Consider the following 15940-nt stretch of genomic DNA (forward strand, 5'->3'; position numbering starts at 1 on the left):
AAAGAGCTCCTTCGACGACGGAGTGGTAGTGACGGGACGGCGCCGTTCAGTTTCCGGATCCCGGCTCGGTGCCGGGCTTCTGGTAGCGGCCGGACAACGAACTCGACCCGACGACGCCCGTGACGCTGAACGTCGTGTTACTGCTCTGCTCGTCCTTGGTTGCCGACTTGAGTTCCGAGGACTGGAAGCCGCGCAGTTCGTCGAAGGCGGCCATCCAGTCCGCGACACCCGTGTAACTGGATGTGCTGCCCTCGATCGCCAAGGTGGCCACCGCCGCCGGAGTGAGCGGATCGATCGGTGCCGCCGTCCCGGTCACCAAGGTCATCTGCACGCTCTGGTACTCCACCCCCGACGGGCGGGCCCGATCCAGTTGATTGATGTACCGCGACCAGGGCACGTCGCCGACGTACACCTGCTTGCGCGCCGCTGTCGCCGCCTCGACCTGCGCGTAGATCTTCGGCACCTCGCTGTACTCGGTCTGCTGCTGCTGCAACCGGATCACCCGGTTCGCCGCCGCATCGGCCTCGGCCTGGGCGTTCTTCACCCCGTTCTGCGCCCACACGGTGCCGACCGCGATCGCGGCCAGCACCAGCACCACGCTCGCGGCCAGGCTGACCTGGGTGCGCCGGAACGAGCGGGTCTCCAGCACCTCCAGCGGAAGCAGGTTGACCTTCGCCACCGGCGCCCAGCTGACCGGCCGGGACCCGGCGTCGACGGCCGGCTGCACCTCGGTCGGGGCAACGGGCGAGGCGTGCTGGCCCTCGCTCATCAGATCGCCCCCAGCGCCAGGCCGACCGGGACCGCGGCGAGCGGCTTGATGAACTCGATCTGGTCGGCGTCCAGCCCGGTGCGCCCGAGCTTCAGCGGCCACAGCGGATCGCCGATCACCACCGGCATCCGGGTGCCCGCGGCCAGCCGCTCGGCCAGGCCTTCGAGCCGGGAACCGCCGCCGGAGATCACGATTCGCTCCACCGGGCGGCCCGCGGACGAGACGGCGTAGTAGTCGAGCGAGCCGCGGATCTCGTCGACGAAGTCCTGGGCGGTGGTGGCCACGGTGCGCGAGACCATCTCCAGCTCGTCGCCCGAGGCGATCCGGGTGAAGTGCTGCTTCAGTCCCTCGGCGCGTTCCAGCGGCACGCCCAGCTGCTCGGACACCGCGTCGGTGACGTCCTGCCCGCCCATCAGCAGGATCCGGACGAACCGGGGGACGCCGGCGGAGTGGACGACGATGTTGGTCACCCGGGCGCCCACGTCGATCAGCGCCTCGGTGCCGACGGTCAGGTCGGTCTGGCGGCCCATCGCCCGCAGCACGGCGAACGAGGTCAGGTCCACGCTGTCGACCCGCAGACCGGCCTTCTCGGCGCACTGCACGTTGCGCAGCACCACGTCGCGCTGGGCCGCGACCAGCAGACCACGCAGCTGACGGGCGCCGTCGTCGTTGGTGAACTCCTCCAGCGGGTAGAAGTCCAGCACCGAGTCCTCCACCGAGATCGGCAGGAAGTCGGCCACGTGGAAGGCCAGGCTCTTGCGCAGCTCCCCCTGTTCCATCCAGGGCAGGTCCAGCTGGCGCACGATCACCCGCTGGTTGGCCACCCCCAGGACCACCTTCTTGGCCCCGAAATGGGTGGCGGACCAGAGTTCCTTGATCGCCGCGGTGACGGTCTCGACGTCCACGACCTCGCCGTCCCGGACCGCCCCGTCGGGCAGCACCACCTGTCCGAAGCGGTCCAGCGTGACCCCGTCGCGCCCGAACGACAGCTCGACGGCGCGGACGACGGAGGTGCCGATGTCCAGTCCGATGGCCGTTCGTCGTGCCATGCCTGCGGTCCCTTCCCGTGGGGAGCGTGGTGCCTGCCGACGCGTCCCTTGCATCGATCGCCCAAAAGCGTGATCGGGAGGGCTTGCACAAGTCTTGAGCGTCCGGTTCAGAATTGAGGACGCCCGAACGCTCGCTCCCGGGTCGGGGCGGACCGGTTCAGCGCAGGCCGGAGAGCCCGAGGTACCAGTCCACCAGCGGGGTTCCGTAGACCAGGCCGAGCCCGGCCCCGGCCAGCATGAACGGCCCGAACGGGATCATGCTCTTGCGGGTGGCACCGGCGAACAGGATCGCCCCCAGCCCGACCACCGCGCCCAGCAGGAACGCCGCGAAACCCCCGACCACCGCCTCTTCCCAGCCGTACCAGCCCAGGTAAAGACCCAGCACGCCACCGAGTTTCACGTCGCCGAAGCCCATCCCGCTGGGGTAGACGAACATCAGCACGAAGTAGAAGACGTACATCGCCACGCCGCCGATCGCGGCCCCGGCCAGGGCCCCGGGAACGCCTTCACCGAGCGCGGCCACCACCAGCAGCACGGCCGTGATCGGGTAGGAGGGCAGCACGATGGCGTTCGGCAGCCGGTGCACGTCGAAGTCGATCACCGCCAGCGCGATGCCGATCGCGGCCAGGTAGAGCAGCCCGGGCACCTCCCAGGACCAGCCTTTCCAGAGCGCCACCGCGGCGAACGCCACCCCGGTGAGGATCTCGATCACCGGGTAGCGCAGGCTGATCCGCTCCTGGCAGCACCGCGAGCGCCCGCGCAGCAGCAGCCAGGACAGCACCGGGACGTTGTCGAACCCGCTGATCAGCTCGCCGCAGGTAGGGCAGGCGCTGCGCGGGGTGACCACCGAGCGGTCCTGCGGCACCCGCACGATCACCACGTTCAGGAACGAGCCGATCAGCAGGCCGAACCCGGCCAGCCCGGCCACAAGAATTGCTACCGGAGGGAACTCTGCACCAAGCACCCAGTGACCGTACCGTTCACCGAACGTTTCAGTCGGGCGTTCGTGCCCCTGGCATTCCGGCCGGGCCGGATCTCAGTTCTCGATCAGCTTGACCAAGGTAAAGGGATTGCCGTCCGGCCTGAGGAAATACGGAGGCTGCGTACGGATGTACCGCCGGTCGTACTTGTAATTCTTTGCGTAGCCGGTCGACATCACTGCGCCCTTGCCGGTCCCGACCGGTCCTCGGAACTTCTGCGCAATGACGCCGTTGACGTTGAGCGTTCCCAAAGTGGCCCCGAATCCCCAGTTCTGCACAACGAAACTGTGCCCCAGCGCAAGCATGGCCGCATCGATGTTGTTCACCGAGGGGAGGAGATTGAGGTTCGAGTTACTTCCCGAGCGGAGCGGGTGGTAGACCCAGACACAGTTTCCGGCGATGAGGCCGATCATGTTGTTTCCGTCAGTCGACGAAACCTTGAGGTCGCCGACCAGCACCACGTCGTCCTGACCGGAGATGGTAACCGCCGCGTCGGCGGTTCCGGAGATGAAGAGCGTCCCCCTGGTGCAGGCGTAATTGGTGGTCGTGCCCCAGGACACCGCCGAAGAACTTCCGACCGTGTATTTCTCGTTCGCCGCCGGGTAGCCGACCTGACCAATCAGGCACGCGTCATCGTTCGAACGCGCTACATAGATGACCGGCGGGATGTCAACGACCTGCTCCGTCCCAGCATTCTTCACATTGTAACATTTCGAGGGAATGTCGGCCCGCTTGGTCGAAGGACTGAGAACCTTCATTTTCGTTCCCTGCAGAACGATACGAGTGGCTCCGGTGTAATAGCACCCGGGGCCCGTCTGACCGTCTCCGTCGACATCGGGCGAAACATTTTCCAGAAGTGAGTCGTTTCTTTTCGGAAGGTTGACCAATTCATGCCACACCGGATTCTTGTCCTTGAGTGGGTAGTCCGCGTCCCCCCACCAGGTCTTACCGTTCACGACTCCCTTGGCCGCCGGATAGCTCGTTGTCGCTTCGCCCCGGAAATCTGATTTCCCGTTGATCTGCAAGGCATCGTTGGAGTGCAACGGACCTTCGACGATGTCGCTGGCGCTCCACTGGATCTCGGAACATCCGGTCCGTGGGCGCGCCGAAGTACCGTAATAGTAGTTGGCGCAGGAAGCAGGCTGCCCCAGGAGCTCGGGGTCCACGACCTCGATGTCGCTCAGATAGAGGTAATCAAGAAGATTGTTCCTCTTCAGCTCGACTGTGAAGCTCCGGGTGACCGGAGGCGTGCCGGTCGTTCCGGTCACCTTGAGCTTGATGAGACCGGTGTTATAGGTGTCTTCGATCGTGTTGAGCCGCTGGTAGGTGAAATCACTCCCGGAGCCACCCAGTTTGAAAGATTTGACGTCGCTGAAGCCCGCGTCCGACTGGGACCAGTAACTGTCGTTCGCATTGAGCAGGGAGACGAATTCGTCGATACTGGCGCGCGCAGCCTGCTGGGCCGCCTTGTCGTCCTGGAAATTGCGGGCCGGCGCCATTCCCCTCAAGGCAAATCCCAGGGCAACCATCAGGAACAGCGTCAGCACGGCCAGGGACAGAACGACGGTGACCAAGGCGAATCCTCGTTCCTCCGATCGAACGGCAACCGGCCATGGAGCATCATTTTTCCCGGGCATGTCAATTTCCCGCTTTCGCCATTACGTGCTCGAATCCCGGATATTGTCCAGGAAGACGAAGTCCTTCAGACCGGCCAGGACTTTACTGGGGTTCTTGGGATCCATGATTCGCACCTCGACCGAAACGCCGGCGATGCGCTGCCGGTCGGACAGCGACACGACTGGATCTGGTATCGCTACATTCTGGCTTGTGAAGTACTTGAAGGTCAGCGGATTTTCCGCAGTTTTTGCCATCTTCGCCAGACAGGCCGGCGGGCCGAAAGACGTCCCAGTCGGTGCCTTGAATTCTTGGATGCAACCAGTATCCGAGTTCCACGAGTAGGCAAGCTTCATCAGACCAATGCCGCCACGCTGGATCTGAGAGGTGAACTCCACGCTCTGAGCCTGAGCCTTGGTGAAAGCAGCGACCGGTGGAGCAGAAACTGGCGTGTCTTCGGGATAGGCGACCCGAAGACTGCGGGTGATCGAATCGTTCACCACGCGTGCATCGGCGACTGCCGCCGTCCGGGCATTCATGGCGTCGACTCCGCGGATCACGTTCAGAAACATCGAACCCAGGGCCAGCAGAAGAACGGAACCCACGCTCATCGTCACGACCAGTTCCGCCAGCGATACCCCGCGGTCCTCGATCAACGCATTACGTCGTCGCCAAGTCCCACACCACGAAGTAAGTATCATCATTCCGCCACCGTCAACTGAGCCGAAGCCGTAGGCGAGCTTTTGGATACTGTGACGCTCCTACTGGTCACCGGAGTCTGCGGTACCGGTGGGGTTGCTGTCGCAGAAGCGCTCGGCGTGGCCGTTGCCGAAGGTGATGGGGTTGCGGTCGCCGAGTTCGTGGGCGACGAGGTCATCGCCGGTGTCGGCGTGGCAGTAGCCGGCGATGTCGAACCGGCCACCGAGACAGTCCAGACTCCAAAGGGCAACAGCACTGTCGTCTGGGGGGAGCTTGAAGTTAACGAGTACTCTTCGGCCGTTGGACACCCACCACCGGCCTCCTGACGAAACTTCAGAAGGCGCCCCGAGACACCTTGCCCGGTTTTGAGACTTGAAACCGCCACAGTGACTGCCGCCATCGGAATTTTCACCGTCGGGACGTCACCCGGCGAGCCAACGACATCGACGCCTGCTTCAGATGTTCCTGTCGTTCCCGAATTGGAGCAGATACCGGCCTTCAGCCGATAATTTCCCGGGAACAAGTTGCGGATGGTTCCCGGGAAAGCGTCGTAACACATGGCCGAGCTGTCGTTGGCGCACAACCTGGACAAGCCGACCTCGCTGTACGCCCCCCAACTGACCCTCAGTGGAATTTGAGGGGGCATGACATAATTCGCAGTGGGAGCGTCTAGCTCTACCTTCAACGACCGGGCCGGCTCGTAGACGAAGGAAGCCTCTGGCACATTAGGGCTGCTCGCCAAGACGCTGACGTCCTGAGACTGGATCTGATTGTTGTCCGATCCAACATACGATTCTCGTCTGATTTCCGTTTTATAGCTTCCGTCCGGGATCGAGAATATCGTGCAGCCGCCGTCATCGGTCTCCTGATTGAGCCCCGGCGAGGCGTTCTTCACTGCCACCTTGACATTGCCGACACCGACTCCGGACTGATCCTTGACCTGGACCCGGAACGCTCCGCTGACCCTCGAGCTGATCCCGGACTCAACATAAGTCCTGCCCTGCACCGGCTTCGTTCTTCCCATATTAGGCCACGAGACCGATATGTCGACATAAGCTTTCCCCAGCCGGGCGGAATTCGGTCCGCTCGAGGTGCACAGGTCGGAGCCGCCCGCATTGAACAGGCGAACGTTCTGCACGAGCGAATATTCGACGTTGTTGACCGTCTGAGTGGGCAGCGACGTCCGGCCGATGATCAGCCGGCTCAGCTGTTCCTTCGTCATCGTCCGGTATTCTTCGAGTTTCTGATTCATCAACGCCGCCGCCGCCGTACGCCGGATGTTGTCGCGCACCACGCCAGTAGTGTTCAGAAAAAGTCCTAGCACCGCCGTCACGCCGATGGAAAAGATCGCCATGGCAATCACGACCTCAAGCAGTGATACGCCGGCGTCACATTCCGCTGCACGCGTACCTGGCTTCACCAGCGCACCTTCCCTTAGCCAGCACAAACATGCGTTTACCTGTCCCGACGGACCGATTCCTGCGCAAACCTTGTAATCGGGAAGAGCCGACCGATCTGGCCGGCTCTTCCCGCGCAGAGTTACAGCTGATCAGGGTGCGGTCGCGCTGCTGCAGTTGCCTGACTCAAGTCCGTTCAAGGACGAGTACTTCCACAGCTTCGTGCTGCCGGCGTCGATGTAGACCGCGATGCACCAGCCCGAGGATGTCCAGCCGGCCGGGGTGTAGGAGGCTACGCCATCCTTCTGCGCAGTCGACAGGCTTGACACGGTAGCCCCGTACGAGCCGGTCCCCAGGATGACGACGCCCTTGCTCTGACGACCGACATCGGCTCCGTTCATGGTGTACTTCGTGGGCGTGCCTGCCGTGCCCTGGGTGATGGTCGGGGCAGCAGAACTGTCCACGAAATAGGTGGCCAGTTCCTTGCCCAGCACCGCGACGTCCGACTTGGCGGCACTGTCCTGGGCCTTCGCCCGCTGGCTGAGGAAGACCGGCACGGCGATGGCAGCCAGGATGCCGATGATGATCATGACGACCAGAAGTTCGATCAGGGTGAAGCCCTGGTCCCGGTCCTTCATCGACCTACGGATGCGTGCGAGCATCGAGTGCTCCTTCTGGGATCTGACTGTGCGGCTTGCTGAGTGCATTGCCCGGCCGGATGACCTGGCGCGACTCGATGACACCTCTGATATCGAATCGACCTGAGCCGAACTTGAGGCCCGGCAGGCCTTCAGGTCACTGAATAAGGTTGAACACCGAGAAGATCGGCATGTAGAGGGCGACGATCATCGCGCCGATCAACGAGCCCAGCACGGCGATCATCAAGGGCTCGATGATGCTGGTCAGTGCCTCGGTGGTGGCCTCTACCTCCTGGTCGTAGAACTCGGAGATCTTCTGCAGCATGCTGTCCATCGCGCCGGTGTCCTCACCGACGGCCAACATCTGCACGACCATCGGGGGAAAGACCTTGTGCTCGGCCAGTGGCCCAGCGAGAGTCCGGCCCTGCCGCACGCTTTCCTCGACCGCCTTCGAGGCGTCCCGGATCACCACGTTGCCGGCTGCTTCGCCCACGATCTCCAGGCTGCGCAGGATCGGGACACCGGCAGCCAGCATGGTGCCCAGGTTCCGGGAGAAGCGGCTGATCGCGACCTTACGGAACAGATCTCCGAAGACGGGCACCTTGAGCTTCATCGGATCGACCACTCGCCGTACGCCTTCGGTGTTCTTGTACCTGCCCCAGACGATCCCGGCCGGGACAGCGAGCACGAGGGCGATCGGGACGAAGATCTTCATCCCGTCCGAGATGAGTACCAAAGCCTTGGTCGGGGCCGGCAGTTCGCCGCCGAGGTCGGTGAACATTTTCGAGAACACCGGGACGATGAACAACAGCATGCCGACCACCGCGATGATCGCCATCACGAAAACCACCACCGGGTAGGTCATCGCGGACTTGATCTTGGCCCGGAGCTTGACCTCCGACTCCATGTTCTCGGCGATTTGCAGCAGCACCCGGTCCAGGAAACCGCCGACCTCACCGGCCCGGCACATGTTGACCATCAGCGGCGGGAAGACCTTGGCGTGCTTGGCCATCGCCGAGGAGAGCGAGCCGCCGCCCTCCACGTCCACCCGGACCTCGTTGAGCACCTTGGCCAGCGGCGCGCTCTCGGTCTGCTCGGCCAGGATGCTCAGCGCCTTCAGCAGCGACAGGCCGGAGTCGATCATCGTGGCGAACTGGCGGCTCATGATCGCCAGGTCCTTGAGGTCGACCTTGTTGCTGCCCGGGAGCTTGATCTCCATGTTCAGGCCGGTGTTGGCCTGCTTCACGTCCAGCGGCGCGAAGCCCTGCTGGCGCAGCTTCTGGATCAGCACGTCCTCGCTGGGCGCGTCCAGCTTGCCCTTGACCAGCTTGCCGCGCTTGTCCCGGTAGGAGTACTCGAACGTCTTGGGTGCGGTCGCGGTCGCCATCGCTCAGCCCCGCCCGGTCAGTCGCCGGAAGTCGTCGGCGTGGTGCGCCTTCTCCAGCGCGTGCTCGAACAGCACCCGCTGCTGCTTCACCAGCTCAGCCAGGTTCTGGTCCATGGTCTGCATGCCCTGCTGGGCACCGGCCTGCATGGCCGAGTAGATCTGGTGAGTCTTGCCCTCGCGGATCAGGTTCCGGATCGCGCCGGTGGCGAACATGATCTCGGTAGCGGCAGCCCGGCCTTTGCCGTCGGCCGAGCGCACCAGCACCTGGCAGATCACCCCCTGCAGGGCTCCGGCCAGCTGTACCCGCACCTGTTGCTGCTGTTCGGGCGGGAAGACGTCGATGATCCGGTCGACGGTCTGGGCGGCGTCCTGGGTGTGCAGGGTGCCGAAGACCAGGTGGCCGGTCTCGGCCGCGGTCAGGGCCACCGAAATCGTTTCCAGGTCACGGAGTTCGCCGACCAGGATGATGTCCGGGTCCTGGCGCAGAACGCTCTTCAGGGCGTGGCCGAAGGAGTGCGTGTCCTCGCCGACCTCGCGCTGGTTGACCAGGCAGTTCTTGTTCTGGTGGAGGAACTCGATGGGGTCTTCCACGGTCATGATGTGGTCGTGCCGGGTCCGGTTGGCCAGGTCGATCAGGGCCGCCAGGGTGGTCGACTTACCGGAACCGGTGGGTCCGGTGACCAGCACCATGCCCCGGGGCAGGCCGGCGAACTCGGCCACCCGCGGGTTGATCTGCAGCTGCTCGAGCGACTTGATCTCGTAGGGGATCACCCGCAGGACGGCGCCCATCGACTCGCGCTGCCGGTACACGTTCACGCGGAACCGGGAGGCGCCGGGGACGGCGTAGGCGAAGTCGAGTTCCAGGTTCTCCTCGAAGCGTTCGCGCTGCTTCTGGGTGAGGATCGCGTAGATCGTCGACATGATCGAGTTGGGCGTCAACGGTGGGTGGTTGGGGATCGGGGCGAGGTGTCCGCGGATCCGGACCAGGGGCGGGGCGCCGTTGGACAGGTGGAGGTCCGAGCCGCCCTGCTGGACCAGGAACTGCAGGACGCCGTGCAGGTCGAAGCCCATCGACTCGACGCCCCGGGTGGCCGGCGGGGGTGGGGCCGACTGGGTGGGTTGGGGTACCCCGGGCGAATTGGGGACGGGGCGGCTGGCTGGTTGCTGACCGGCACCGGGTGCGGGTGGCTGGGGAGGTAGCAGTGCCGGCTGCCTCTGCTGACCGGTTTGCGGCGCGGGCGGCTGAAGCGCAGGGGCAGGCTGGCCCGGATACGGCTGGGTGGGTTGTTGCTGGGTTGGGTGTTGCTGGGTTGGTTGTTGCTGGGCCGGGACCTGCTGGCGGGGCTGAGTCTGCTGGTACCCGCCGGGAGGCTGGAGCCCTGGCTGTCCCGGGTGCTGTCCTGGTTGCTGTCCCGGTTGCTGTGCCTGGGCCAACTGCGGCTGGGCCGGCTGGGCTGCGTACTGCCCCGACGGTGCGGAGGCAGTACCCGGGCCAAAACCCGGCTGGGCCGCGGCCTGCGAGCCCTCCCCGGCACGACGTTCAGCGCTGCTTTCCACCGGATCCTCCTTGGCAGCGTGCCGGGGCGCTCCGCGGTCACGGCCGGTGGGCAGGCGTGGCCATCCCTGATCGCCGACCACCGGTCCGTAGGCATTTCGGCGCCAGGAGGGGCGTGCTTGAGAGGCTCAGGAAGGCAGCGACTGGAAGATCGGGCTGATCACCTTCATGTCCGTGGTTCCGGTGACCCGGATGACCCAGTTTCCGCCCACGCCGCTTGCCCCGGTCTCCTCCAGACGCCCGGACTGTCCGCTGGCTCCGTCGTGCCAGGCGTAGGCCTCACTGGTGGTGGCAAAGGTGCGGAACTCGATGTGTGCGCCATTGGCCAGATCGCACTCGCCGGAAGTGAGACTGGTGCCGGGCAGGTGTGCGGGACGGAACGTGTCCAGGCAGCCCACATGCTGAGCCATGAACCGAGAGGACGGGTAGTAGAGCCCGGCATCGTCTGCTGTGACGTTGCGGTACCAGTCCCGGGCATCGTCCTGGTAGAAGAGCACACCCATGCTCGCGAGTCCGAGCACGAACGCTGCGACCACCACCCGTTTGCGAAGCTTCCGAGGCACAGGCGCCTGCATCGGTGGTGTTTCCGGGGGCGCGATGCTCACGCCTGCCCTGTCGGACGGCCCCAGCGGTTCTCAAGCCATCAGCGGGAAGCGAGTACTTTCTCCCCCGCCACCCGCATGTCCTCGACCGGAGCGGTCAGGCCGGTCATCAGCCGCACCTGCTCGGCCGCCTGGTGAAGCAGCATCTCGAAACCACCCACCGAAGCCGCACCCACCGACGTCCACAATTGGGCTGCTCTGGTGGGCCACGGATGGTAGGAGACATCGAGCATCGGCCCAGTGGGCTGCTGTCCCGCCGCGGCCGGACGCAAAGCGTCTGCCCACGCTCCCGCTGCGTCGCCGGGGAGCGTGACCACCACAGCTTCTGCTGACAGGACAGTGTCGTGCTCGTCCAACGCGCCGACCCGGGCGGTCAGCCCCAACTCGGACGCCAGCGCGAGCAACTGCGCAGCCCGGGAGGCCGAGCGGGCCAGCACCACCACGTCCTGGCAACCCAGTTCGGCCAGGGCCGCCACAGCGGAAGACGCCGTGGCGCCGGCGCCGACGATGCACGCGGATTTCACCGGGGCTACCACTCCGACCGAACGCAACGCCTGAACCAAGCCGTAGACGTCCGTGTTTGTACCCACCGGCTCACCCGCGGGCGTCCAGGTCACCGTGTTCACCGACCCCACCGCCGCGGCCAGCGGCGTGACCTCGGCCAGGAACGGCACCACCACCCGCTTCAGCGGCATGGTCAGCGAAAGACCGGACCACTCCGGCCCGAGCTGCGTGAACCAGGCCCCGAACGTCTCCTCGTTCAGCTCGAAGGCGTCGTAACGCCAGTCGTCCAGGCCCAGCGCGTCATAGGCGGCGCGGTGCAGTGCCGGGGAGATCGAGTGCGCGATCGGGCTGCCCAGCACTGCCGCACGGCGAAGTTCACCCACGGTCAGTTGCCCGGGTTCGCCTGCAACCAGGCCTGGAACTCCTTCACGTACACCTGGTGCTGGGCGAAGTCGTTGGCGAACTTCGTCTCACCGGTGTCGGGGTTGGTGGTGACGAAGAACTTCCACTTGCCCGGAGTCGGGTTCAGCGCGGCTGCGAGCGCGGCCTCACCCGGGTTGCTGATCGGCCCGGCCGGCAGGCCCGGGAACTTGTAGGTGTTGTACGGGCTGTTGCTCTCCCGGTCCTGGGGCGTGGTGGTCACGTTGAACTTGCCGGTGGCGTAGCTGACGGTGGAGTCGAACTGCAGGTTCATGCCCGACTGCACCCGGTTCTCGATGACCCGGGCCACCTTGCCCATGTACTGCTCGGTGCCGGCCTCGGCCTCCAGCAGGCTGGCCTCGATCACGACCTTGCGCAGCTTGTTGTCCGGGATCCCGAGCTTGTCGTAGGTCTGCTGCCCGCGCTTGACCATCTGCGCGAGGGCCGACTCGGCCGTCACGTCCGGGCCGAACTCGTAGGTGGCCGGGTACAGGAAACCCTCGAGGTTGCCCTTGGCCGCCTTGGGCAGGCCGATGTCGCCGGACTCGGCGGCCGCGCGCAACTCCTTCGGGTCCAGGTCGAGTTTCTTGGCGATCACGTTGAGCGCGTCGGCCAGCCGCGTGCCCTCCGGAATGGTTACCTTGGCGACGATGCGGTTGGCCGGGTCGGCCAGGATGTCCAGGGCGCCGGCGGCCGACATCTCGAGCTTCAGGTTGTAGTTGCCCGGCTGGATACCGGCCCCGCGCTTGTCCGCCGCGACCGCGTCGATGAAGGCCACCGGGGTCTTCACCACACCCTTGTCGGCCAGTTCCTGAGCCATCACCCGGCCCGAGGCACCCTCCGGGATGACCACCAGGACCTCACCGGATCCGGGTCCCGCGTAGTCCTTCGGCTCGGTCAGCCGCTCGACGATCGGTGAGATCGCCAGGTAGGCCCCGTAGACCCCGCCCCCGGCGACCACCAGCGACACCAGCAGGACCGTGGTGGTCCGGCGACGACGCTGCTTACGACGCTTACGCTGCTGCCGGCCGGCCCGGCGGCGGCCGGGCGGTGCCCCGGAGAAACCCCCGGGGAGCACGTCATGCAGCGACGAGGTATCGCTCACGCCGCAGCCTCGCTCACGTCAGTGCCTCTCCATGGCCAGGACCCGGACCATCCGGGTCTGCTTCCAGGACGACCGGTGTCCCGGGCGGCCGGCCGGACGCGCGCTCGCTGTCCAGGGCCGACTGCAGGATCACCACCGCCGCCGCCTGATCGACGACCGGGCGGCGCTTGCGTCCTTTCACACCAGCCTGCCGAAGCTGCTGATGTGCGGTCACGGTGCTCAGCCGCTCGTCGACGAGGCGCACCGGGACCGGGGCCACTCGACGGGCGACTTCGACAGAGTACGCGCGCGCAAGCCCGGCCGCTGCCCCCTCAGCACCGGAAAGTGAGCGCGGCAGCCCGACGATTACCTCACAGACCGCTAGTTCGGTGACTATCTGTGCTATCCGACCGTAGTGAGAGTCATCACCGTCGACCCGCTGCACGGTCTCCAACGGGGTGGCCAGGAGGCCGGAGACGTCCGAGCGGGACAGGCCCACCCGGACGCTTCCGACGTCCACGCCGAGGCGTACCCCGGAGCGCATCTCGTGGTTCAGCTGCCGGCCGATCGCTCGGCGACGACGGCCTGGATCCGCTGCAGGGCCTCGGCGATCTTGGTCGCGTCGGTCCCACCGCCCTGCGCCACGTCGTCCTTGCCGCCACCGCCGCCACCGAGCACCTTGGCCGCCTCGCGGACCAGCTCGCCGGCCTTGACCCCACGGGCCCGGGCCTCCTCGTTGGTGGCGACGACCACGACCGGGCGCTCCTTGGCGACCGCCGCGACGGCGACCACACCGGCCCGGGAAGCAGCGATCCGGCCGCGCACGTCCAGCGCCAGCGCCCGGGCGTCGGCCGGGTCGACCGGGCCCGCGTCGTGCGCCACGACAGACACGCCGTTGACATCCGCAGCCGCCTCGACCAGGGCTCCGGCCGAGTTGAGAAGCGCCTGACGACGGCCCTTCTCGAGCTCCTTCTCGGCCTCGCGCAGCCGGGCCACCAGCGTGCTGACCCGCTCCGGCAGCTCCTCCGGGCGCACCTTCAGCGCCTCGGTGAGCTGGCTGACCAGGGCCCGCTCGCGACCCAGGAAGCGCAGCGCGTCCAGGCCGACGTAAGCCTCCAGGCGGCGCGTGCCGGAGCCGATCGAGGACTCCCCGATCAGCGTGACCGCGCCGATCTGCGAGCTGTGCTCGACGTGCGTGCCACCGCACAGCTCCCGCGACCAGGCCCCGCCCATCTCGACGACGCGGACCTCCTCGTCGTAGGTCTCGCCGAACAGCGCCAGGGCGCCGATCTCGCGGGCCTTGGCGATCGGCATGTAGGTGGCCGAGACCGGGTAGTCGTAGCGCAGCGCCAGGTTGGCGACCTGCTCCAGCTCCTCCCGGACGGCCGCGTCGAGCGCCGAGGTCCAGGCGAAGTCCAGCCGCAGGTAGCCGGGCCGGTTGTACGAACCGCTCTGCAGCGCCGTGGGGCCGAGCACCTGGCGCAGCGCGGCGTGCACCACGTGCGTGCCGGAGTGCGCCTGGCAGGCCGACAGCCGCCACTCGCGATCCACGCTGGCCAGCACGTCGGAGCCGGAGCGGATGGTGCCCTCGGCGACCTCGACGGTGTGCACGATCAGGCCCTTGACCGGGCGCTGGACGTCGAGCACCCGCAGCTTGGCGCCGTCCGCGGTGATCTCGCCCTCGTCGGCGATCTGGCCACCGGACTCGGCGTAGAACGGGGTGCGCTCCAGCACGACCTGGATGGTCTGGCCCTTGTCGGCCGTCTCCACCCGGGTGCCGTCCAGGATCAGGCCGCGCACGGTGGAGTCGGTGGACAGCTCGCGGTAACCGGTGAACTCGGTGATCCCGGGCTCACGCAGCTCGCGGTACACCGAGGTGTCCGCGTGGCCGACCTTCTTGGCCTTGGCGTCGGCCTTGGCCCGGTTGCGCTGCTCGGCCATCAGCCGGCGGAAGCCGTCGTGGTCGACGCTCAGGCCCTGCTCGGAGGCCATCTCCAGGGTCAGGTCGATCGGGAAGCCGTAGGTGTCGTGCAGCTGGAACGCCCGCTCACCGGACAGCGTCTTCTCACCGGCCGTCTTCGCGGTCGCCACCGCGGTGTCCAGGATCGTGGTGCCGGCGCTGAGCGTGCGGGTGAACGCCTGCTCCTCGGCCTGGGCGATCTGGCTGATCCGGGCGAAGTTGGTCTCCAGCTCGGGGTACGACTGGGCCATCCGGTCCTTGGACACGGTCAGCAGGTCGGTCATCGAGGCGTCCTGCACGCCCAGCAGCCGGACCGAGCGGATCACCCGGCGCAGCAGCCGGCGCAGCACGTAGCCGCGCGCCTCGTTGGAGGGGGTGACGCCGTCGCCGATCAGCATCAGGCCGCTGCGCACGTGGTCGGCGATCACCCGCATCCGGACGTCGTCCTGGGCGTTCGCGCCGTAGCGCTTGCCGGTGATCTCCTCGACCCGGGCGATCACCGGGAAGACCTCGTCGATCTCGTAGAGGTTGTCCACGCCCTGCAGCAGCGAGGCCATCCGCTCCAGGCCCATGCCGGTGTCGATGTTCTTCGACGGCAGCGGGGCCTCGACGTCGAAGTCGACCTTGGTCCGGACCTCGCTCAGCATCTCCTGCATGAAGACGAGGTTCCAGATCTCCAGGTAGCGGTCCTCGTCCGCCTCCGGGCCGCCGTCCGGGCCGAACTCCGCGCCCCGGTCGAAGTAGATCTCGCTGCACGGGCCGCCCGGGCCGGGAACGCCCATGTGCCAGTAGTTGTCGGCCAGGCCGCGCTGCACGATCCGCTCGTCCGGCAGGCCGGCGATCCGCTTCCAGAGGCCGCGCGACTCATCGTCGCCCTGCAGCACGGTCACCCACAGCCGGGACTCGTCCAGGCCGTAACCGCCGTCGGACTGGTCCCGGGTGATCAGCTCCCAGGCCAGCTCGATCGCCTTCTCCTTGAAGTAGTCGCCGAAGGAGAAGTTGCCGTTCATCTGGAAGAACGTGCCGTGCCGGCTGGTCTTGCCGACCTCGTCGATGTCGAGGGTGCGGATGCACTTCTGGACACTGGTGGCGCGCTCGTACGGCGGTGTCTCCTGGCCCAGCATGTAGGGCTTGAAGGGGACCATGCCGGCGTTCACGAACAGCAGGGTCGGGTCGTCGTACAGCAGCGGAGCACTCGGCACGACCGTGTGCCCACGCGTCGAGAAGTACCGCAGCCAGCGGCGGCGGATCTCTGCCGTCTCCATGGATCTGACCTTTCGCG

Annotated in this window: 14 protein-coding genes; all 14 read right to left on the reverse strand. The window is 66.4% G+C overall.

The genetic code is table 11. The features are described from left to right. Nucleotides 1-46: 46 nt before the first annotated feature. The 14 genes from LR394_RS36165 to alaS all read right to left on the reverse strand — a co-directional run bounded on the left by LR394_RS36165 (nucleotide 47) and on the right by alaS (nucleotide 15923). The gene (locus LR394_RS36165) at nucleotides 47-769 is read right to left on the reverse strand and encodes a PilN domain-containing protein (RefSeq protein WP_231449199.1); all 723 of its coding nucleotides are present in this window, start codon (nucleotides 767-769) and stop codon (nucleotides 47-49) included. Continuing rightward, entirely contained in the window at nucleotides 769-1818 is a 1050-nt protein-coding gene (gene pilM / locus LR394_RS36170) for a type IV pilus assembly protein PilM (RefSeq protein WP_231449200.1), read from the reverse strand. The genes LR394_RS36165 and pilM overlap by 1 nt, the downstream gene beginning before the upstream one ends. A gap of 157 nt (nucleotides 1819-1975) precedes the next feature. Further along, entirely contained in the window at nucleotides 1976-2782 is an 807-nt protein-coding gene (locus tag LR394_RS36175; protein WP_231449201.1) for a prepilin peptidase, read from the reverse strand. Nucleotides 2783-2854: 72 nt separating this feature from the next. Beyond that, nucleotides 2855-4372 carry a hypothetical protein gene (locus LR394_RS36180; RefSeq protein ID WP_231449202.1) on the reverse strand — a complete coding sequence of 506 codons (1518 nt, stop codon included), beginning with the start codon at nucleotides 4370-4372 and terminating at the stop codon, nucleotides 2855-2857. An 84-nt stretch (nucleotides 4373-4456) separates the two neighbouring features. Beyond that, nucleotides 4457-5068, reverse strand: coding sequence for a prepilin-type N-terminal cleavage/methylation domain-containing protein (locus LR394_RS36185; protein WP_231449203.1), 612 nt, complete (start codon nucleotides 5066-5068; stop codon nucleotides 4457-4459). 44 nt (nucleotides 5069-5112) lie between these two features. After that, nucleotides 5113-6531 carry a prepilin-type N-terminal cleavage/methylation domain-containing protein gene (locus LR394_RS36190; protein WP_231449204.1) on the reverse strand — a complete coding sequence of 473 codons (1419 nt, stop codon included), beginning with the start codon at nucleotides 6529-6531 and terminating at the stop codon, nucleotides 5113-5115. Between the two features lie 129 nt (nucleotides 6532-6660). After that, on the reverse strand, nucleotides 6661-7170 hold the full coding sequence (locus LR394_RS36195) for a type II secretion system protein (RefSeq protein WP_231449205.1): 510 nt from the start codon (nucleotides 7168-7170) through the stop codon (nucleotides 6661-6663). Nucleotides 7171-7303: 133 nt separating this feature from the next. After that, nucleotides 7304-8533 carry a type II secretion system F family protein gene (locus LR394_RS36200; RefSeq protein WP_231449206.1) on the reverse strand — a complete coding sequence of 410 codons (1230 nt, stop codon included), beginning with the start codon at nucleotides 8531-8533 and terminating at the stop codon, nucleotides 7304-7306. Nucleotides 8534-8536: 3 nt separating this feature from the next. After that, a complete protein-coding gene (locus tag LR394_RS36205) occupies nucleotides 8537-9604 on the reverse strand; it encodes a type IV pilus twitching motility protein PilT (RefSeq protein WP_231449207.1) in 1068 nt (355 codons plus the stop codon). Between the two features lie 612 nt (nucleotides 9605-10216). Beyond that, nucleotides 10217-10651, reverse strand: coding sequence for a hypothetical protein (locus tag LR394_RS36210; RefSeq protein WP_231449208.1), 435 nt, complete (start codon nucleotides 10649-10651; stop codon nucleotides 10217-10219). Nucleotides 10652-10731: 80 nt separating this feature from the next. Next, the gene (locus tag LR394_RS36215; protein ID WP_231449209.1) at nucleotides 10732-11577 is read right to left on the reverse strand and encodes a shikimate dehydrogenase; all 846 of its coding nucleotides are present in this window, start codon (nucleotides 11575-11577) and stop codon (nucleotides 10732-10734) included. 2 nt (nucleotides 11578-11579) lie between these two features. Then, nucleotides 11580-12719 carry an endolytic transglycosylase MltG gene (mltG, locus tag LR394_RS36220; RefSeq protein ID WP_231449210.1) on the reverse strand — a complete coding sequence of 380 codons (1140 nt, stop codon included), beginning with the start codon at nucleotides 12717-12719 and terminating at the stop codon, nucleotides 11580-11582. A 13-nt stretch (nucleotides 12720-12732) separates the two neighbouring features. Continuing rightward, complete coding sequence (gene ruvX / locus LR394_RS36225; protein WP_269330351.1) at nucleotides 12733-13242, reverse strand: Holliday junction resolvase RuvX; 510 nt, start codon at nucleotides 13240-13242, stop codon at nucleotides 12733-12735. 8 nt (nucleotides 13243-13250) lie between these two features. Further along, nucleotides 13251-15923 carry an alanine--tRNA ligase gene (gene alaS, locus LR394_RS36230; protein ID WP_231449212.1) on the reverse strand — a complete coding sequence of 891 codons (2673 nt, stop codon included), beginning with the start codon at nucleotides 15921-15923 and terminating at the stop codon, nucleotides 13251-13253. Nucleotides 15924-15940 lie beyond the last annotated feature (17 nt).

The organism is Kineosporia babensis (assembly GCF_021129305.1).
In the GTDB taxonomy this organism is placed as follows: domain Bacteria; phylum Actinomycetota; class Actinomycetes; order Actinomycetales; family Kineosporiaceae; genus Kineosporia; species Kineosporia babensis.